The 20,115-nt window shown below is 63.9% G+C and carries 16 protein-coding genes and 1 pseudogene; 7 read left to right on the top strand and 10 right to left on the bottom strand.

Annotated features, from left to right (window positions below; genetic code table 11):
* Nucleotides 1-2: 2 nt before the first annotated feature.
* On the bottom strand, nucleotides 3-1,439 hold the full coding sequence (locus tag DBO86_RS01650) for a SulP family inorganic anion transporter (RefSeq protein ID WP_108232830.1): 1,437 nt from the start codon (nucleotides 1,437-1,439) through the stop codon (nucleotides 3-5).
* A 155-nt stretch (nucleotides 1,440-1,594) separates the two neighbouring features.
* On the opposite strand from DBO86_RS01650, the gene DBO86_RS01645 reads away from it, so the two are divergent.
* Nucleotides 1,595-3,070 (top strand): DASS family sodium-coupled anion symporter, encoded by a 1,476-nt coding sequence (locus DBO86_RS01645; RefSeq protein WP_108232829.1) that lies wholly within the window; start codon nucleotides 1,595-1,597, stop codon nucleotides 3,068-3,070.
* A gap of 57 nt (nucleotides 3,071-3,127) precedes the next feature.
* A complete protein-coding gene (locus DBO86_RS01640) occupies nucleotides 3,128-3,871 on the top strand; it encodes an SDR family oxidoreductase (protein WP_074859804.1) in 744 nt (247 codons plus the stop codon).
* Nucleotides 3,872-3,913: 42 nt separating this feature from the next.
* On the opposite strand, the pseudogene dkgB reads toward DBO86_RS01640, so the two are convergent.
* Nucleotides 3,914-4,659 (bottom strand): annotated as a pseudogene (gene dkgB / locus DBO86_RS01635) (2,5-didehydrogluconate reductase DkgB).
* Nucleotides 4,660-4,916: 257 nt separating this feature from the next.
* On the opposite strand from dkgB, the gene DBO86_RS01630 reads away from it, so the two are divergent.
* Together DBO86_RS01630 and DBO86_RS01625 are read left to right on the top strand one after the other, a co-directional pair.
* Nucleotides 4,917-5,810: a LysR family transcriptional regulator gene (locus tag DBO86_RS01630; protein ID WP_108232828.1), complete on the top strand. Its 894-nt coding sequence runs from the start codon at nucleotides 4,917-4,919 to the stop codon at nucleotides 5,808-5,810.
* A gap of 102 nt (nucleotides 5,811-5,912) precedes the next feature.
* Nucleotides 5,913-6,929, top strand: a complete 1,017-nt coding sequence (locus DBO86_RS01625; RefSeq protein WP_108232827.1) for an IS110 family RNA-guided transposase — start codon at nucleotides 5,913-5,915, stop codon at nucleotides 6,927-6,929.
* 313 nt (nucleotides 6,930-7,242) lie between these two features.
* Here the strand turns inward: DBO86_RS01625 and gcvT are convergent, their stop codons facing one another.
* From gcvT to gcvH, 4 genes are all read right to left on the bottom strand, one after another.
* Entirely contained in the window at nucleotides 7,243-8,367 is a 1,125-nt protein-coding gene (gene gcvT, locus DBO86_RS01620) for a glycine cleavage system aminomethyltransferase GcvT (protein WP_108232826.1), read from the bottom strand.
* Nucleotides 8,368-8,436: 69 nt separating this feature from the next.
* Entirely contained in the window at nucleotides 8,437-9,690 is a 1,254-nt protein-coding gene (gene glyA / locus DBO86_RS01615) for a serine hydroxymethyltransferase (protein ID WP_108232825.1), read from the bottom strand.
* A 200-nt stretch (nucleotides 9,691-9,890) separates the two neighbouring features.
* Entirely contained in the window at nucleotides 9,891-12,743 is a 2,853-nt protein-coding gene (gcvP, locus tag DBO86_RS01610; protein ID WP_108232824.1) for an aminomethyl-transferring glycine dehydrogenase, read from the bottom strand.
* Nucleotides 12,744-12,752: 9 nt separating this feature from the next.
* The gene (gcvH, locus tag DBO86_RS01605) at nucleotides 12,753-13,136 is read right to left on the bottom strand and encodes a glycine cleavage system protein GcvH (RefSeq protein WP_108232823.1); all 384 of its coding nucleotides are present in this window, start codon (nucleotides 13,134-13,136) and stop codon (nucleotides 12,753-12,755) included.
* 331 nt (nucleotides 13,137-13,467) lie between these two features.
* Between gcvH and sodC the strand changes: the two genes are divergently transcribed.
* Nucleotides 13,468-14,019 carry a superoxide dismutase family protein gene (sodC, locus tag DBO86_RS01600; RefSeq protein WP_108232822.1) on the top strand — a complete coding sequence of 184 codons (552 nt, stop codon included), beginning with the start codon at nucleotides 13,468-13,470 and terminating at the stop codon, nucleotides 14,017-14,019.
* Between the two features lie 390 nt (nucleotides 14,020-14,409).
* Here the strand turns inward: sodC and DBO86_RS01595 are convergent, their stop codons facing one another.
* A complete protein-coding gene (locus DBO86_RS01595; RefSeq protein WP_108232821.1) occupies nucleotides 14,410-15,930 on the bottom strand; it encodes a sigma-54-dependent transcriptional regulator in 1,521 nt (506 codons plus the stop codon).
* Nucleotides 15,931-16,003: 73 nt separating this feature from the next.
* Here DBO86_RS01595 and DBO86_RS01590 point away from each other — a divergent pair, with 73 nt between their 5' ends.
* Nucleotides 16,004-16,201, top strand: coding sequence for a hypothetical protein (locus DBO86_RS01590; protein ID WP_108232820.1), 198 nt, complete (start codon nucleotides 16,004-16,006; stop codon nucleotides 16,199-16,201).
* A gap of 144 nt (nucleotides 16,202-16,345) precedes the next feature.
* Here DBO86_RS01590 and DBO86_RS01585 read toward each other — a convergent pair whose 3' ends face one another.
* From DBO86_RS01585 to DBO86_RS01575, 3 genes are all read right to left on the bottom strand, one after another.
* A complete protein-coding gene (locus DBO86_RS01585) occupies nucleotides 16,346-17,044 on the bottom strand; it encodes an endonuclease (protein ID WP_074859369.1) in 699 nt (232 codons plus the stop codon).
* 113 nt (nucleotides 17,045-17,157) lie between these two features.
* Entirely contained in the window at nucleotides 17,158-17,820 is a 663-nt protein-coding gene (locus DBO86_RS01580; RefSeq protein ID WP_074859372.1) for a DsbA family protein, read from the bottom strand.
* Nucleotides 17,821-18,022: 202 nt separating this feature from the next.
* Nucleotides 18,023-19,666 (bottom strand): methyl-accepting chemotaxis protein, encoded by a 1,644-nt coding sequence (locus DBO86_RS01575; protein WP_108232819.1) that lies wholly within the window; start codon nucleotides 19,664-19,666, stop codon nucleotides 18,023-18,025.
* 311 nt (nucleotides 19,667-19,977) lie between these two features.
* On the opposite strand from DBO86_RS01575, the gene tnpB reads away from it, so the two are divergent.
* On the top strand, nucleotides 19,978-20,115 hold a 138-nt coding region (tnpB, locus tag DBO86_RS27010; RefSeq protein ID WP_341865931.1), incomplete at its 3' end, for an IS66 family insertion sequence element accessory protein TnpB.

Here is a 20,115-nt window from a genome sequence, read left to right as displayed (position 1 = left end):
GTCTACTCGCCCGCCCGCTTGAGCAACTGCTTGCAACGCTCGGACAGATGCACCACGCGCAGGTGCTTGCCGGCACGCTCGTAGCGTTCACGCAGGGTCTTCAGCGCGGCGATGGCGGAGTAATCGACGAAGCTCAGGTGGCGGCAGTCCAGGGTTACCTGCTGCGGGTCATCGGCCGGCTCGAATTGCGCCAGGAAGGTGGTGCAGGAGGCGAAGAACAGCGTGCCGTGCACGCGGTACAGCTTGCTGCCATCGGCCTGCATATCGCTGTCGGCATAGAGTTCGCGGGCGTGCTGCCAGGCGAAGTTGAGCGCGGCGATGACGATGCCGCAGAGCACCGCCGTGGCCAGGTCGGTGGCGACGGTGATGGCGGTCACCGCGACGATTACCAGCACGTCGTTGGCCGGCACCTTGCCAGCGACGCGCAGTGAACCCCAGGCGAATGTCTGCTGCGCCACCACGAACATCACGCCCACCAGCGCCGCCAGCGGGATGCGCTCGATCAGCGGCGAGAGGAACAACACGAAGAGCAGGATCATCACCCCGGCGACCACCCCGGACAGCCGCCCGCGGCCGCCGGAGCCGAGATTGATCACGGTCTGACCGATCATCGCGCAGCCGCCCATGCCGCCGAACAGGCCGGAGGTCATGTTGGCCACACCGAGCGCCACGCACTCGCGATCCGGGTGGCCACGGGTGGCGGTAATCTCGTCGGTGAGGTTGAGCGTCAGCAGGGTTTCCAGCAGGCCGACCAGCGCCATCAACACCGCGTAAGGGGCGATGATGGAGAGGGTTTCCAGATTCCAGGGAATGTCCGGCAGCATCAGGCTCGGCAGGCCGCCGGCAATCTGCGCCATGTCGCCGAGGGTATGGGTCGGCAGCTCCAGCAGGTAGACCAACGCGCCAATACCAAGGATCGCCACCAATGCTGGCGGCACGGCGCGGGTCAGGCGCGGCAGCAGGTAGACGATGCCCATGGTCAGTGCCACCAGGCCGAGCATCAGGTACAGCGCGTTACCCTGCAGCCAGTGGCCGTCGTGCTGGAAGTGCTCGAGCTGGGCCAAGGCGATGATGATCGCCAGGCCATTGACGAAGCCCAGCATCACCGGGTGCGGCACCATGCGGATCAGCTTGCCCAGGCGCAGCAGGCCGAACGCCAGCATGATCAGACCGCCGAGCAGCACCGTGGCCAGCAGGTACTGCACGCCGTGTTGCACCACCAGCGCGACGATCACCACCGCCATCGACCCGGCCGCGCCGGAAATCATGCCCGGCCGGCCGCCGAACAGGGCGGTTAGGGTGCAGATGATGAAGGCGCCATACAGCCCCATCAGCGGATTGACCTGCGCCACCAGGGCGAAGGCGATGCACTCGGGCACCAGGGCGAAGGACGAGGTCAGGCCGGCCAGCAGGTCGGCACGTAGGGAGGCGGGTTTCATGAGCTAGCAGCGTGTGGTCAAGCGAAAGGGCAGGCATGGTAACCCCCGACTCCGCTGACGAACACCCATCAGGCCAGAACACTGATCCGAGGCAATGGATGACCCGCGTCAGCGGTGCATAGTCTGGATTTGCCATTCGTCGGAGTCTCGCCAGCATGTCCGCTAACGCTGTTTCCCCGTCCTTGCGCCTACCCTGGGGGCTGTTGCTCGCGCTGCTTGCCGGCCTGGCGATCATCTTCCTGCCGGAACAGGCCGGATTACCACTGGCCGGGCAGCGCATGCTGGCAATTCTCGCTTTCGCGGTGATCGTCTGGATCAGCGAGGCCGTGAGTTACGAGGTCAGCGCCATCATGATCCTGGCGCTGATGGCCTTCCTGCTCGGCAGCGCACCGACCCTGGCCGACCCGGACAAGCTCATCGGCACCAAGGATGCCCTGAACATGGCCCTCAGCGGTTTTGCCAACTCGGCACTGGCGCTGGTGGCTTCGGCACTGTTCATCGCCGCCGCGATGACCCAGACCGGGCTGGACAAACGCATTGCCCTGCTGACTCTGTCCAAGGTCGGCGCCAGCACCCATCGCGTGCTGCTCGGTGCCATCGTGGTGACCATTCTGCTCAGCTTCATCGTACCCAGCGCCACGGCGCGGGTGGCCTGCATGGTGCCGATCATGATGGGGGTGATCGCCGCCTTCGGCGTGGACAAGCGCTCGGCCTTCGCTGGTGGCATCATCATTCTGGTGGCGCAGGCCACCAGCATCTGGAACGTCGGCATCCAGACTTCGGCGGCGCAGAATCTACTTACCGCCGGCTTCATGCAGAAGCTGCTCGGCCAATCGGTGACCTGGACTGACTGGCTGATCGCCGGCGCACCCTGGAGTCTGCTGATGTCAGCGGTGCTTTACTGGGTGATCCTACGCGTCATGCCGCCGGAAACCGATCGCATCGAAGGCGGCAAGGAGGCCGTGCGCAAGGCGCTCAGTGAACTCGGGCCGATGACCTTCGATGAGCGCAAGCTGCTGGCCATCGTCCTCACCTTGCTCGGTTTCTGGGCCACCGAGGGCAAGCTGCACAGCTTCGACACCGCTTCCACCACCCTGGTGGGCCTGGCGGCGTTGCTGATGCCAGGGCTCGGCGTAATGAGCTGGAAGCAGGCACAGCCACGCATTCCATGGGGCACGGTGATCGTCTTCGGCGTTGGCATCAGCCTCGGTGGTGCGGTGCTGGCCACGGGCGCCGGCACCTGGCTGGCCAAACTGCTGGTAACCCACCTGGGCATGGATGGGCTGTCGCCGTTCTGGGTGTTCGCCGTGCTCGGTGGCTTTCTGATCATCATTCACCTCGGTTTCGCCAGCGCCACAGCGCTGACTTCGGCGATGCTGCCGATCATGATTGCCCTGCTGCTGCAGCTTGGCGGAGACATCAACCCGCTGGGCATGAGCATGCTGCTCGGCTACGTGGTCAGCTTCGGCTTCCTGTTGCCGATCAACGCACCACAGAACATGGTCTGTATCGGCACTGATACCTTCACCGCCCGGCAATTCCTGCGCACCGGCATCTGGCTGACGCTGGTTGGCTACGGGCTGATGCTGGTGTTCGCCCTGACCTGGTGGCGTTGGCTGGGGTGGATGTAGCGCAGACGACGAAAAGCGGGCAGCCTTAGCAGGCACGACTACAGGGAGCCAGGCCCAATGCGCAAGAACCTGCTGATTACCGGCGCCAGCCGCGGCATCGGCCGCGCCACTGCCCTGCTGGCCGCCGCTGGCGGCTGGACGGTCGGCATCAACTATCGCAGTGACCGTGACGCCGCCGACAAGGTGGTGGCGCAGATCGAGGCCATGGGCGGCACGGCCATCGCCCTGCCCGGCGATGTGGCGGTTGAAGAGGATGTACAGCGCCTGTTCGCGGCCATGGGCAAGTTCGGCCCGCTGCACGGCCTGGTGGTCAATGCCGGCATCGTCGCCCCACCCATGCCGTTGCTGGAGATGAGCGGCGAGCGTCTACAACGGATGTTCGACGTCAACGTGCTGGGCAGCTATCTCACCGCTCGCGAAGGTGCCCGGCGCATGGCCCGCAGCCGCGGCGGCGAGGGTGGTTCGATGGTGCTGGTGTCGTCGGTGGCCGCGAGCCTTGGCGCGCCCTTCGAGTACGTCGACTACGCCGGCGCCAAAGGCGCGATGGACGTGCTGACTCGCGGCCTGGCCAAGGAGCTGGGCGGCGAAGGGGTAAGGGTCAACGCCGTGCGCCCAGGGCTGATCGATACCGAGATTCACGCCAGTGGTGGCCAACCGGACCGTGCCGAGCGCCTGGGCAAGGCGACACCGTTGGGCCGCGCCGGGCGTGCCGAGGAAGTCGCCGAAGCCATCGTCTGGCTGCTCGATGACAAGGCCAGCTACACCACTGGCGCGCTGATCGATATCGCCGGCGGCCGATAGAGCCCAAGGTCGCGGCTAAAGCCCCTGCCACACTCGCAGTACTCAATCCCAGCGCGGCGCGAAGCCTGGATTGGCAACGCGTTCGCCACGATCCAGCGCCTCGATGGCTGTCATGTCTTCGGTGCTCAGGCGCAGCTCGGCAGCAGCCAGATTGGCCGCCAGATTGTCGCGCTTGGTCGCCGACGGAATCACCGCATACCCCTGCTGCAGCGACCAGGCCAGGGCCACCTGCGCAGGGCTGACGCCATGGCTAGCGGCAATGCGCTGGATCACCGGCTCGGCCAGCACCTTGCCGTAGGCCAGCGGCATGTAGGCGGTCAGATGGATACCCTGCTGACGGGCGAATGCCACCAACTTGCGGTTCTGCAGCAGCGGATGGATTTCCACCTGATTGGTGGCGATCTCTTCCACACCTACCGCATCGATGGCCTCGCGCAGATGGGCGATGGTGAAGTTGGACACACCGATGGCCGCGGTCAGCCCCTGGCGTTTGGCCTCGAGCAACTCGCCCAGATACTGCGCCACGTGAATCTCATCGTTCGGCGACGGCCAGTGGATCAGCGTCAGGTCGATCCGCTCCAGGCCCAGCCGCTGCAGGCTCTCACGCAGGCTGGGGATAACTTGGCCACTGCCGAGGTTATCGGTCCAGACCTTGGTGGTGACGAACAACTCGTCACGGCCACGCCGCTGTCGGCGAGGGCCTGGCCGACAGCAGCCTCGTTGCCGTAGATCTGCGCCGTGTCGAAATGCCGGCAACCCAGCTCCAGGCCGGTACGTACCGAGTCGATGGCGACCTGATCCTTGAGGCCGAAAGTGCCAAGACCGAAGGGGGGGAATGAACTTCATGAAGATCTCCTCATAGCTTGCGAAGCGCTGGCCGAACATCGGCTCGGAACGGGTACGGAAAGATTCGGCCTCGTGGTTCGCGAAAAAGTTGCAGCCCTCTGTCTGACGGCGAGCGGGGGTTGAGAGGGAGCAGTATCCGCGCCAGACTCATGCGAAAAAACCTAACAAGCCAGCAAACACCTTTGACTGAAGATCAATAATGAAGACCAGCCTGGAAGAAATGCTCGCCTTCGTCAGCGTGGTCGACTGCGGCTCGATCAGCGCCGCCGCCGAGCAGCTGGAGCAAACCGCATCCGGCGTCAGCCGTGCCCTCAGCCGGCTGGAGGAAAAACTTGCCGTCACCTTGCTACGCCGCACCACGCGGCGCCTGGAGCTGACCGAGGAGGGTGAGGTGTTCCTGGCCCAGGCGCGGCGCATCCTCGCCAGTGTGGAGGACGCCGAGGAACAGATGACCCTGCGCCGCCAGGCACCGGCCGGGCGCCTGAGGATCAACACTGCCTCGCCTTTCATGCTGCACGTGATCGTGCCGCTGATCGGCGAATTTCGTGCGCTCTATCCACAGATAGAACTGGAGCTGCACAGCGACGACCGCATCATCGATCTGCTGGAACGCCGCACCGACCTGGCCATCCGCATCGGCAACCTGCCGGACTCCAGCCTGCACGCCCGACCGCTGTGTCACAGCCGCCGCCGCGTGCTGGCCAGTCCCGATTACCTGCGCCGCCATGGCACGCCGGCGCGTACCGAGGATCTGACCGGGCACAGCCTAATCGGCTTCACCGAGCCGGACAGCCTCAACGAATGGCCGCTACGTCACGCCCTCGGCGAGCGCTGGCGCATCACCCCGAGCCTGCGCGCCTCCAGCGGCGACACCATTCTCGAACTGGCCCTGGCCGGCGAAGGTCTGGTGTGTCTGTCGGACTTCATGACCGATGCCACCCGCGCCAGCGGCGCGTTGGTGGAGGTGCTGGCCGAGCAACGCGTGGAGGTACGCCAGCCGATCAACGCGGTGTACTACCGCAACACCGCGCTGGCGTCGCGCATCACCTGCTTTCTCGATTTTCTCAGCGAGCGGCTGGGCTGCCCGGCCTGAGACACAACGACCGTAGCCCAATGAGATGGACTCCTCCCTCCTACGGCGTCATTGCGCCAGACTGAAGGTTACGAAACAAACAATCCCGGAGGGGGAGCCCGCATGAAACTTAAACGCATAGGCGTGGATTTGGCAAAGCAGGTTTTTCAAGTTCATGGTGTCGACAGCCATGAGCAGGTCAAATGCCGCAAGCAACTCAAACGGCATCAGATGCTGGATTTTTTCCGCCAACTGGAGCCGTGTGTGGTGGCGATGGAGGCCTGTGGCAGCGCGCATTACTGGGCCCGTGAATTAGGCAAGCTGGGGCATGAGGTGCGTTTAATTGCTCCGCAGTTCGTCAAGCCTTACGTGAAAGGCGGCAAGAWCGACGCGAACGATGCGCAGGCAATTTGTGAAGCGGCCAGCAGGCCCACCATGCGTTATGTCGAGGTCAAGACAGTAGAGCAACAGGCGAGCCAGTCGGTGCATCGGATCAGAGGCCGGCTGATCAAGGCTCGAACAGCATTAGTCAACGAAGTTCGTGGGTTGCTGGCCGAGTTTGGTTTGATCGAATCACGCAAAGGCGTTGCGGCAACCCGCGAACTACTGTGTCGGGCGATCGATGATTCAGATAGCAGCATGCCTGGCTCGATGCGAGAGCTGCTGAGGGGGTTGAGCGAAGAGTTGCAAGGGTATGACGAGCGCTTGAAAAAGCTGGAACAACTGATCCAGCGCGAGGCGCGCGAGGATGAGCGGGTCAGACGCTTAATGAAGATCGAGGGGCTCGGCCCGATCAGTGCCACGGCCATCGTCAGTGCTGTTGGCGATGCCAGACAGTTTGCCAGTGGCAGGCAATTCGCGGCCTGGCTGGGACTGGTGCCCAGTCAATACTCCACAGGGGGCAAGGAGCGCCTTGGGGGTATCAGCAAGCGCGGAGACAAATACTTGCGCACGTTGCTGATCCACGGATCGCGCTCAGTGCTCAAGCACTGCCAGAGCAAGACGGACAAGCGCAGTGATTGGCTGAGCCAGCTAATGTGCCGACGCAACAAGAACATCGCCACGGTAGCCTTGGCGAACAAGAATGCCCGGATTATCTGGGCGATCCTCAGCAAGGGTGAACAGTATCAGCCTTGCTGAACAGCAAAGCGCAACACCTGGAGACGCAACGTAGTAGAGATCCACTCGATTGCACAGTGACATGAACTGATGACGACGGATGCAAGCCGGGAGCTTTTCAGGGCATCCGCGGATTACATCCAGGCTACGGAGTAGTCACCTGTAGGGCGGGTGCAACCCGCCAGGGCTATGTGGCGGGGTTCACCCGCCTTACGAACTACGGAGCAGAGGGCGCGCGATGAGTGTAGGAGCCTCGCCCCGAGGCGAAGCTTTTGCGTCTTTCGGCGCATTCGCCGCGAGGCGCGGCTCCTTCAGAGCAGGGCTACGTTGCGAATCAGCCGCGGTAGTAGCGCTGCGGCACGAACGGGGTCTTGGCCACTTTCATTGCCACGCGCTTGCCGCGCACCACGGCCCAGACTTCGCTATCGATGGCCATGTGGCTGGCCTTGACGTAACCCATGGCCACCGGCGCGCCCAGGCTCGGGCCGAAGCCACCGCTGGACACCTGGCCGATCACCTGGCCGTCGGCATCGACGATTTCCGCGCCTTCACGCACCGGTACACGCTCCTGCGGCAGCAGGCCGACACGCTTGCTCGGCACGCCTTCGCGTTGCTGGGCGAAGATACGCTCGGCGCCCGGGAAGTTGCCGGCTCGCTCGCCATCGGCACGGCGTACCTTGGAGATGGCCCACAGCAGGCCAGCTTCGATCGGCGTGGTGCTGGTGCTCATGTCATGGCCATAGAGGCACAGACCGGCTTCCAGTCGCAGCGAGTCACGCGCACCCAGGCCGATGGCCTCGACTTCCACTTCGGCCAGCAGGCTGCGCGCCAGGGCTTCGGCTTGATCCACGGCGACGGAAATCTCGAAGCCGTCTTCGCCGGTGTAGCCGCTGCGGCTGACGATGCATTCGCTGCCCAGCAGGCGCACGCGGGCAACCTGCATGAAGGTCATCTTGCTCACTTCCGGCGCCAGGCGGGCCAGCACGTCGACCGCTTTCGGGCCTTGCAGGGCGAGTAGGGCGCGCTCCTCGAACAGGCACTCGATCTGGCACTGCTCGCCGATGTGCTGCTTCAGGTGGGCCAGGTCCTGATCCTTGCAGGCGGCGTTGACCACCAGGTACAGGGTGTCGTCGCCCAGGTTGGCGACCATCAGGTCGTCGAGGATGCCGCCCTGAGCATCGGTGAACATGGCGTAGCGCTGCATGCCCACCGGCAGGTCGATGATGTCCACCGGCACCAGGGTTTCCAGGGCGCGCGCGGCGTTCTCGCCACGCAGCAGGATCTGGCCCATGTGCGAAACGTCGAACAGGCCGGCGGCCTCGCGGGTGTGCAGGTGCTCCTTCATCACGCCCAGCGGGTATTGCACGGGCATGTCATAGCCGGCGAAGGGCACCATGCGCGCGCCGAGTTCGAGGTGCAGGGCATGCAGCGGAGTCTTGGCGAGAGTTTCAGTGGTCATGTCGATTTCCTGTTGGGTGCGCCGCGCGCACCGGTTGGGGCCGCCGCGCGGCCCGTGGTCAGTCGGGTATCAGTCAGCGTAGACCGGGAAGGTGGCGCACAGGTCGGCGACCTGGCCGCGCACGCGCTCGATCACGGCCGGGTTTTCCAGGTCGTCGAGGATGTCGCAGATCCAGCCGGCCAAGGTGCGGCATTCACCTTCCTTGAAGCCGCGAGTGGTCACCGCCGGGGTACCGATGCGGATGCCGGAGGTGACGAACGGCGACTGCGGGTCGTTTGGCACGGCGTTCTTGTTCACCGTGATATGGGCATCGCCAAGGGCCGCGTCAGCCGCCTTGCCGGTCAGGCCCTGCTTGACCAGGCTGATCAGCATCAGGTGGTTGTCGGTACCGCCGGAGACCACGTCATAGCCGCGCTCGACGAACACTGCCGCCATGGCGCGGGCGTTGTCGATCACTTGCTGCTGGTAGGTCTTGAAGCCTGGCTCCAGTGCTTCCTTGAAGCACACCGCCTTGGCCGCGATCACGTGCATCAGCGGGCCGCCCTGGGCGCCGGGGAAGACGGCGGAGTTGAGCTTCTTCTCGATCTCCTCGTTCTTGCGCGCGAGGATCAGGCCGCCACGCGGGCCGCGCAGGGTCTTGTGCGTGGTGGTGGTGACCACGTCGGCGAAGGGCAGCGGGTTGGGGTACAGACCGGCGGCAACCAGGCCCGCCACGTGCGCCATATCGACGAACAGCAGGGCACCGACCTTGTCGGCAATGGCGCGGAAACACGGGAAGTCCAGCACGCGCGAGTAAGCCGAGAAACCGGCGATGATCATCTTCGGTTTGTGCTCGATGGCCAGGCGCTCGACTTCGGCGTAATCGATCAGGCCGTTCTCGTCGATGCCGTACTGCACGGCGTTGTACAGCTTGCCCGAGGACGACACCTTGGCGCCGTGGGTCAGGTGGCCGCCATGTGCCAGGCTCATGCCGAGGATGGTATCGCCGGCATTGAGTAGCGCCAGATAGACAGCGCTGTTAGCCGAAGAACCCGAGTGCGGCTGCACGTTGGCGTAGTCGGCGCCGAACAGTTGCTTGGCGCGCTCGATGGCCAGCGCCTCGACCTTGTCCACATGCTCGCAGCCACCGTAGTAGCGCTTGCCCGGATAGCCTTCGGCGTACTTGTTGGTCAGGCCGCTGCCTTGCGCCTGCATGACGCGCTGGCTGCAGTAGTTCTCCGAGGCGATCAGCTCGATGTGGTCTTCCTGGCGCTGTTCTTCGGCCTGGATCGCCGTGAGCAGGGCATCGTCATAGCCTTGCAGTTGGTCGTGCTTGCTGAACATGGTGAGGCCCTCTTTATTGTTTTTTCGGGATGCAGTCGGCCCGCCCCAGTGAGGGGAGCCGAAAGGAATCGGGGTGGATGTAGCCCGGATGCAATCCGGGGCACGAGGTTATGTAGGAGCCGGGGGGGCGCCCAGTCCTTGCCGGCGATGGCGGTTGCCATGATCGCCAGCAAGCTGGCTCCTACAGTATTTCACCGTGCTTACGCGTCCTGATACGCCTCGATGGACGGGCAGGCGCAGACCAGGTTGCGGTCGCCGTAGACGTTATCCACGCGGCCGACCGGCGGCCAGTACTTGGCCTCGATCAGAGTCGCCAGCGGGTACACGGCCTGCTGGCGGCTGTAGGCGTGGTTCCACTCGCCAACCAGCTCCAGGGCGGTGTGCGGGGCGTTCTTCAGCGGGTTGTCGTCTTTATCCAGACGGCCTTGCTCGACCGCGCGGATTTCCTCACGGATGGCGATCATGGCATCGCAGAAGCGATCCAGTTCTTCCTTGGACTCGCTCTCGGTCGGCTCGATCATCAGGGTGCCGGCCACCGGGAAAGACATGGTCGGGGCATGGAAGCCAAAGTCGATCAGGCGCTTGGCCACATCGTCGACGCTGATGCCGCTGCTGTCCTTGAGCGGGCGGATGTCGAGGATGCACTCGTGCGCCACCAGGCCGCCTTCACCGGAGTACAGCACCGGGTAGTGCTCTTCCAGACGACGGGCGATGTAGTTGGCGTTGAGGATGGCCATCTGCGACGCACGCTTGAGGCCGTTGCCACCCATCATGGTGATGTACATCCAGGTGATCGGCAGGATGCTGGCGCTGCCGAACGGCGCGGCGCTGACCGCACCTTCCTTGCGTGCCATGTGCGCATGACCCGGCAGGAACGGCGCCAGGTGCGACTTGACGCCGATCGGGCCGACGCCCGGGCCGCCACCACCGTGCGGGATGCAGAAGGTCTTGTGCAGGTTCAGGTGCGAGACGTCGCCGCCGAACTGACCTGGGGCGCAGAGGCCGACCATGGCATTCATGTTGGCGCCGTCGATGTAAACCTGGCCGCCATTGTCGTGGATGATCTGGCAGATCTCGCGAATGCCTTCCTCGAACACACCGTGGGTGGACGGGTAGGTGATCATGATCGCAGCCAGGCGATCCTTGTGCTCTTCGGCCTTGGCCTTCAGATCGGCGATGTCGACGTTGCCGCGTGCGTCACAGGCGGTCACCACCACGCGCATACCGGCCATGGAAGCGGTTGCCGGGTTGGTGCCGTGGGCCGATTGCGGGATCAGGCAGATGTCGCGCTGATCGTCGCCACGGCTCAGGTGATAGGCACGGATGGCCAGCAGGCCGGCATACTCGCCCTGGGAACCGGCGTTAGGCTGCAGCGACACGGCGTCGTAGCCGGTGGCGGCGCAGAGCATGGCTTCCAGCTCAGTGGTCAGCTGGGTGTAACCCGCAGCCTGCTCGACCGGAGCGAATGGGTGCAGGTTGCCGAATTCCGGCCAGGTGACCGGGATCATCTCGCTGGCGGCGTTGAGCTTCATGGTGCAGGAGCCCAGCGGGATCATGCTGCGATCCAGCGCCAGGTCCTTGTCGGCCAGCTTGCGCAGGTAGCGCATCAGCTCGGTTTCGCTGTGGTAGCGGTTGAACACTTCGTGCTGCAGGATCGCCGATTGGCGCAGCAGGCCTTCTGGCAGGCGGCTGGCGATCTGTGCGGCCAGGTCGCTGACGGCAGGCGCGGCCTGGTCAGCGGCGAACAGGTTCAGCAGCGCCTCGACGGCGGCCTGGTCGGTGGTTTCGTCCAGCGACAGACCCAGACGCTCGGCGTCGATCTCGCGCAGGTTGATGCCGGCAGCACGGGCCTTGGCATGCAGCTCGGCGGTCTTGGCGCCGGTCTTGATGCTCAGGGTGTCGAAGAAGTGCTGCTGCTCGACGCTGTGGCCCAGTTTGGTCAGGCCCAGGGCGAGGATGGCGGTGAAGCTGTGTACGCGCTGAGCGATCTCGGTCAGGCCCTGCGGGCCGTGGTACACGGCGTACATGCTGGCGATGTTGGCCAGCAGCACCTGGGCGGTACAGATGTTACTGGTGGCCTTCTCGCGGCGGATGTGCTGCTCGCGGGTCTGCATGGCCAGGCGCAGGGCCGGCTTGCCGAAACGGTCGACCGACATGCCGACCAGGCGGCCCGGCATATCGCGCTTGAACGCGTCGCGGGTGGCGAAGTAGGCAGCATGCGGGCCACCGAAGCCCAGCGGTACACCAAAGCGCTGGGCGCTGCCCAGGGCGACGTCGGCGCCGAACTCGCCCGGCGGGGTGAGCAGGGTCAGAGCCAGCAGGTCGGCAGCTACGGCGACCAAGGCGTTGGCGGCATGGAAACGCTCGACCAGGGCGCGGTAGTCGAAGATGTCGCCGTTGCTTGCCGGGTACTGCAGCAGCGCGCCGAAGTAGGCGCTGGCGTCAGTGATGGCGGCTTCGTCACCGACTTCGATGTCGATGCCCAGCGGCTCGGCACGGGTGCGCAGCACGTCGAGGGTCTGCGGGTGGCAGTGCTGGGAAACGAAGAAGGTGTTGGCAGCCTTGTTCTTCGACAGACGCTTGCAGAAGGTCATGGCTTCGGCAGCAGCAGTGGCTTCATCCAGCAGCGATGCGTTGGCGATCTGCATGCCGGTAAGGTCGCTGATCAGGGTCTGGAAGTTCAGCAGCGCTTCCAGGCGGCCCTGGGAAATCTCCGGCTGGTACGGGGTGTAGGCGGTGTACCAGGCCGGGTTTTCCAGCAGGTTGCGCAGGATCGGGCTCGGCGTGTGAGTGCCGTAGTAACCCTGGCCGATGTAGTTCTTGAACTGCTGGTTCTTCGCGGCGATGGCCTTGATCTTGGCCAGGGCGTCGGCTTCCGACAGGCCCGGCTGCTCGCCGAGGATGCTGGTGCCCTTGATGGACTCGGGGATCACCGCATTGGTCAGCGCGTCCACCGAGTCATAGCCGAGCAGTTGCAGCATGACTGCGGTGTCGGCATCGCGCGGGCCGATGTGGCGGGCGATGAATTCGTTCTGGGTATCGAGCTTGGTCATGGCGGTCACTCAGGCGTCGGCGTTGGCGTTCAACAGACGATCATAGCCGGCCTTGTCCAGCAGATCGGCCAGTACGGCGTTGTCGGCCAGGCGCATACGGAAGAACCAGGCCTTGTCCTGCGGTGATTCGTTGACCAGCTCCGGGCTGCCTTCCAGGTCAGCGTTGACCTCGACGATCTCGCCGTCCAGCGGCATGGCGATGTTACTGGCGGCCTTCACCGACTCCAGCACGGCCACTTCCTCGCCCTGGGCGTAGGACTTGGCTTCCGGCAGTTGCACATACACCACGTCGCCGAGCGCGTCCTGGGCGTAATGGGTGATGCCGACGGTAACCAGACCATCGTTTTCCAGACGCAGCCATTCGTGATCGGCGGTGAAACGCAACTCGCTCATGTCAATTCCTCAGGGGTAAAGGTGTCCGCTTCTAGGTGGCGGGCAGGTGAAGAGGTGATTGCAATGTGAGTGCCAATGCTAAAAATGCTAATAAAATCAATAACTTAAATATATTATCGATATTCTCTAGTAGTAACCCGGAACGTTATCGTTACGAAATCGTGCGTCGCAAATGGAAAAGTCGAAGTCGCACCAGACGCGGTGCGGCTTTCGCTCGATTGTTGCTTAATCGTTACGGTGTAATGATATCGATACGTCATCTAGCTGGAACCGCTCAAGAGCATTGGGGTCGGTAACTGGGAGGCTTTATAAACAAGGAGATAGACCGATCATGAGACCCCTGATCCCCCTGGCATTCGCGCTGCTCGGCGCCACCAGCCTGCAGGCTAGCGAGACGGTCACCGTGACCCTCGAACAGGCCACCGAAAACGGCACAGGCGCGCCTGTCGGCACCGTGACCATCAGCCAGTCGCCCTATGGGCTGGTGTTTACTCCCGATCTGCAGGGCCTGGAGCCGGGCGTGCATGGTTTTCACGTACACACCGAGGCCAACTGCAATGCAGCCGAAGTGGACGGCAAGCTGACACCAGCCGGCGCAGCAGGCGGCCATTGGGACCCGCAGAACGCCGGCCGCCACGGTTTCCCCTGGGAAGACGATGCCCATCTCGGCGACCTGCCGGCGCTGCTCGTCACCGAGGATGGCAGCGCCAGCCAGCCGGTGCTGGCACCGCGACTCAAGCGTCTGGAAGACCTGCATAACCGCTCGCTGATGATTCACGCCGGCGGTGATAATCACGCCGATCATCCGCAGCCGCTGGGCGGTGGCGGGGCGCGTGTGGCCTGCGGGGTGATCAAGGTGCCGACCAGCACCACGCCGATCTGATTCAGAACCTGGAACCGTAGGGTGGGTTAGCGGCGCTGCTCGATGAGCGATCTGACTCCACGGTGGTGGTGCGCCGCGTAACCCACCGGGCGATCTTCCGCGTTGCGCCGATGGTGGGTTACGGCGCATCTGAACCTGCGGGGTTGTCCGTATTCAAGACAAGCGCCTAACCCACCCTACAAGGGGGGGCGAAGGTGTCCAGGCGCGCAGTCAGAACCGTAGGGTGGGTTAGCGGCGCCAATAGGTGAGCTCTCAGACACTGCGGACGTGGTGCGCCGCGTAACCCACCTGGCGATAGTCCTGCGTTGTGCCAATGGTGGGTTACGGCGCAACGGACCGTGCGGGTTCATCAGGATAGGTGACAGGCACCTAACCCACGGAGCGAGTGCGTCAGTGCTTGCCCGGTATCCCGTACTTGCGCAGGCGTTTGGCGATGGCGGTGTGCGAGGTGCCCAGGCGCGCGGCCAGTTGACGGCTGGAAGGGTGGCTGTCGTAGAGCTTTTCCAGCAGCGCCTTCTCGTATTCGTCCATGGCCTGTTCCAGGCTGGCGACTGCCCCTTCCACCCTCGGCGCCACTTCGGTGCCGGCGATATCCAGGTCGTCCATCTCCACCCAGTTGCTGTCGCAGATGGCAGCCGCGCGGAAGATCACGTTCTGCAACTGACGCACGTTGCCCGGCCAGCGCCCGGCCAATAGCGCCGGGAAGGTAGCCGGCGCCAGGCGGCAGGGCAGGCGCTGGATCTGCGCGCAGGCCTGGGCCATGAAATGCTGGGCCAGCAACAGGATGTCCTGGCCGCGCTCGCGCAGCGGCGGCACTTCCAGGTTGAGGACGTTGAGGCGGTAGAACAGGTCTTCACGAAAGCTGCCTTCGGAGACCATCTTTTCCAGGTCACGGTGAGTGGCGCTGAGGATGCGCACGTCCACCTTCACTTCACGGTCGCCACCGACGCGGCGGAAGCTGCCATCGCTGAGAAAGCGCAGCAGCTTGGCCTGCAGATAGGGCGACATCTCGCCGATCTCGTCGAGAAACACCGTGCCCTGGTTGGCCAGCTCCAGCAGCCCTGGCTTGCCGCCACGTTGGGCGCCGGTGAAGGCGCCAGGGGCGTAGCCGAACAGCTCGCTCTCAGCCAGGTTCTCTGGCAGGGCGGCGCAGTTAAGCGCCAGGAAAGGCGCGGTGCGACGCACGCTGACGGTATGGCAGGCGCGCGCCACCAGCTCCTTGCCGGTACCGGTTTCGCCGTGGATCAGCAGCGGCGCATCGAGCGACGCCACACGCAGGGCGCGGGCCTTGAGCGCACGAATCGGTGCCGACTCGCCAAGCAGTGAATCGAAGCCCTCGGCATGGTCGTGATGCAGTGCAGCCAAACGCTGACCCATGCGGCTCGGGGCATACAGGGTGAGCAGGCCGCCAGTCAGGCGACCGTCTTCGGTGATCGGTTGGGCATCGAGCAGCAGCGGCTGACCGGCGAAATGCACCTCGCGCAGCGGCTGATGAAAGCCGGCGGCAAGCAGCGATTGCTGCAACGCGTCATCGGCGAACAGCGCGGCGATGCTCAGGCCTTCGGGGGGGCGGTTGCACATGTCCACCAGCGCCGGGTTGGCCAGCAGCACGGTGGCGCGGTCATCCACCGCCAGCACCGGATCGGGCATGGCCGCGAGCAGGGCATCGAGCTGCAGGCGGCGGCGCTGGCCGGGCAGAATGTCCACCACCTCGACGCTCTGCACACCGTGCACCTGCAGCAGCGCGCCGCGCAACTCCTCGAGCACCGCCGCGCTCAGGGTCGGTGCGTCGATATAGACGTTTGGCGGTACCATCTCCACCGCATCGAGGTTCAGATTACGCCCGCCAAGCAGCGCCAGGACTTCCTGGGTGATGCCGACGCGGTCGATGAAGCTGACGTGGATGCGCATTGATGATGGTCGAAATGGGCGAACAGGCGGCGATTATGCCTGCTCTGCCCAGCATGAGGAAAAGGGCAACAGCGTGAGCACAGAAAAACCGAGCCGCGCCGACTACCACCGCGAGCACCAGGCCCGCGCCGAAGCCGAGGCCCAACGCCTGCTGGCGCGCAAGGCCGAGCTGCAGGGGCGCTGGCTACCCTGGGTGGCGCAGGAGCTGTATCAGCTCAGCCCGCCGGAGTTTGCCAACATGGTGCGGCGCGAGTTGCAGCGCCTGGCGTGAACGGCGAGCCGCATACCCACTGTAGGAGCTGCGCCCCGCAGCGAATGCGATCATTCAGGCGACAGAGAACTCAAGCGCTTCGCCCCGGGGCGGGGCTCCTACAGGAGCCTGAGGCACTTTCGACCCGTTCTGCCGAACTACGACCTACGCGCGCTTGCGCATACAGCGGCTCATATCCACTTTGCCCACATAGGGGTTGCCCCAGCCCATCACGCAGGCCACCTGCTGGTTACGCTGGCGCTCCCAGGGTTCGGCCGGGTAGGTCTTGCTCCAGGCCTCGAACAACTGGCGATCCTGTTTCGACAGGCGCAGTTTGTAGCGGTCGGCCATATAAAAGTAGGTGCGCGCGATCATCCCGCGAATGGCGGTGCGTGGCATCACCTTGCGTGCCTTGAAATCCACCACCGTCTGGCACTGACCATACTGATGCGGCTTCTGTGGCAGCCAGGCGAAGCTGTAGTTGCTGCGGTCGCCGTTCACCTCACCAATACTCGGTACCAGGTTGTGCAGGTCAGCCTCGGCCTTGCGAAATTGCGCATCGTTGGCTGCGCAGTTCTTGCGCCCGCCTTTCTGCCAGCACTGGCGCTGATGGCCGATCACCCAGGCCGGGACGATATGTTCCCACTCGATGCGCTGGGCGCGATTGGCGTTCTTGCGCGGCGTGTAACCACAGGAACGCAGATCGACCCGATTGCCGCTGTACTTGCAGCCGCAGTAGAACTCGGTGGCTTGCTGGGCATACAGCGGCCACGCCAGGCGCTTGGCCTCGGCGAAAGTGGCGGGTGCAGCGTGCAGGGAAAGCGTTGTGAAACAGCAGAGCAGGGGCAATAAGCGTCGAATCATGGGGCGGCAGAGTAGCCGTCACGGATTGCCTTGTGAAGTTAAAACTTCATGTTTTTCAGTGGCTTATATGATGGAAACAGGCCTTTGATAATGGCCTCTTGCCGCGCCCTGGCTCAGCCCAGCGAGGCTATCTGCGCGAGTAGTTGCTGCGGGCCGTCATACAACGGCTGTCCGGCAATCACCAGCGTCTTACCAGCGGACTTCACCAGTAATTGCGGCACGCCACCGGATGGCAGCGCCTGCATGGCCTGCTGGGCCAGGGCTACGCGGCGCTCCGTGGTTTCGGCGAGGGTATGGTCGTTTCGCAGGCGCGCGGCAAACTCGGCGGCGTTCAGGCTGATGTTGGCTTCGCCTGCGATCTCCACGGCGATCCGCGCGACCGCTTCAACGTGGCTGGTGTCCACCCCATCGATGTAGCGGGCGAGCTGGGCGGCGTGCAGCAGCCGTGGTTCCAGGGCCGCATGCTGTTCAGCCAGCGCCGTCAGTGCCCGTGTCAGCGGCGTCGAATCGAACACCCCATCGGCGGCCTGCAGCACCTGGGTACGGTAGCTTTCTGTGAAGCGCTGGCCGGTGAGCGCGGCGATGCGCTGGTCGTTCTGCCAGGCAAAATCAGCAATACCCGCAATAGGGCGCGGCTGCATGAACAGCCCGATGGGCATCATCTGTAGCGCCGCGCCATGGCGTTCGGCCAGTGCCGTCAGGGCGGGTGCGCTGGTATAGCACCAGCCGCAGAGCGGGTCGAAGAAATACTGCAGTTCGAGGTTGTGCGTGGTCATGGGCGAGTTCTCCTGTGCGCCCAGTCTAGCGTTGCGTCATGCGTGGATATACCGCGTGACAGGCGCAGCTTTGTTGCGCAAATCGCGCAGGTCAGTGGCTAACCGAACCTCGGCAAGCGCTGATCTTCCTCGCCCTGCTCGGCTTCCGCTCGTCAGGCAGGCTGCACGCGGATCGCTGCAGTCGCCTGAACGGCCCGTGTCATCAGGCAGCGCGTACCTTGAAGAAGCTCACCTTGTCGGTCAGGCGGTTCGCCAGGGTGGCCAGCTCCTGGCTGGAGGCCGCCACCTGCTCCGAACCGGCCGAGGTTTCCAGAGTCGCGTTGTGGATGCGGCTGATGTTCTGGTTGACCTCCTCGGCGACCGCGCTTTGCTGTTCCGAGGCGCTGGCGATCTGCGTGTTCATGTCATTGATCGCGGTCACCTCATCGCTGATCTTGCTCAGCGCCTGCTCGGCCAGCAGCGTTTGCTCGACGGTCTTCTGCGCCAACTCGCGGCTCTCGAGCATCACCTCTGCAGCCTTGCCGGCGCCCTCCTGGAGCTTGGCGATCATGCCGCGAATTTCCCGTGTTGAGTCCTGAGTACGGGTCGCCAGGGAGCGCACCTCGTCCGCCACCACGGCGAAGCCACGGCCGTGCTCACCGGCGCGGGCAGCCTCGATAGCCGCATTGAGCGCCAGCAGGTTGGTCTGCTCGGCGATGGAGGTGATCACCTCGATGATCTTTTCGATGCTCTCGCTGTCGGTGGACACCTGCTGCACGCTTTGCGTTGCACTCTCCAGAGTGCGCGCCAGGGTCTGGATGGCGGCTGCCGTCTCGTTCACCACACGATTGCCAATGGTCACCTCGCCGCCGGCATTGCGTGTGGCGGCGGCTGCGCTGGCGGCATAGTTGGCCACCTCGCTGACCGTGGCGGCCATCTGGTTGATCGCCGTGGCCATCTGCTCGGCTTCGCTCGATTGCAGGCGAATCTGCTGGTTGTTGCTGTCGGACGTGGCCATCAACTGATCCGACGAATGCGTCAGCTCGGTTGCCGCGCTGCGCACCTGCGCAATGGTGTCGCTCAGGTGGCGCACCATGTTCTGCAGGTCCGCCATCACACTATTGGGATACTGCGTTTCGATCTGCTGATCGAGCTCACCCTTGGCCAACTGCTGGATCACCTGCGCGACCCGGTGCGGCTCGGCGCCCAGGGTCGATTTCAGCTTGTTGATGATCACCAGGCTGATGCCCACGCTCAGAAGCAAGGCGGCGCCCGTGACCAGCAGAATCAGCAAACGGAAGCCACCGGTCACCTCGCGTACCTCGCCCAGATCCTGGCTGATCACCTCTTCCTGGTGATCGATAAAGGCATTGATGTGCTTGAGCCACTCGCTGTAAGCCGGAGAAACCCGCTGCATCAACAGCGGCAGTGCTGCCTGGTTGCCGTCGCGGCGCAGGTTGATCAACTGCTCGGTCAGCGCCAGCGTGCTGCGCTCGATGGTCTTGATGTTCTCCAGCAGGCGCTGTTCCGCTGCAGTGGGCGCCTGTTTCGCCAGCAGCGTTTCCATGGCCTGCGCCGATTCCTGATAGAAGCGGTCGAGACGCTGGATCTCGCCCAGGTGCCCGGCCAGCGCCGCACCATCGCCATCCAGTACCGCATCGCGAATGGCGATGGCGCGATCATGCACGCTGCCGCGAAAGTTGATCGCGTAGCGCTGCTTCAGCGCGGCGCCATCGCTGACGGCGGTCAGCGTCTCGTCGATGAAACCGACGCGCTGCACACCGATGAGCGTGATCAGAATCATCAGCGACAGCACCAGGCCAAAGCCCAGGCTCAGACGCTGAGCAATACTCATGGGGGAATTCATGCGGTTACTCCTCAAGATGCAGACAACGCCGCGCGGCTTGCGCGATTCACACACCCGATCTGCTGCAGCCTTGTACATGATTTTCTGTTTGTATAGCTATTAGGGCTTTTCAATGGGCAAGCTTGATGAAGCTAATTGATGGCAATTTGCCGCTCTAGGCCGGGATTCTTGGCTAGATATGGATCAGATTAGAGGCCTGGCGAGGAGCGTGCCTGGTGATGAATGACGGTATGCGCTCCATAGACCCCATCTTCAACTGACCTCTCCGTATCCCGGATGCTGGGCTCCCTATTTTCCCGTGGAGTTCCGTCATGATGCGTCCCGACGCCAAAGTGCAGAAGGTCTATCTCTACCCAAAGCCCGTCGACTTCCGCAAATCCATCAATGGACTGGCCGCGCTGGTCGAGCTGGACATCAAGGTGGAGGTGTTCAACCCGGTGCTGTTCGTG

Source organism: Ectopseudomonas oleovorans (assembly GCF_003052605.1).
Classification (GTDB): Bacteria; Pseudomonadota; Gammaproteobacteria; order Pseudomonadales; family Pseudomonadaceae; genus Aquipseudomonas; species Aquipseudomonas oleovorans_A.
This window is presented reverse-complemented; position numbering and strand designations above follow the sequence as displayed.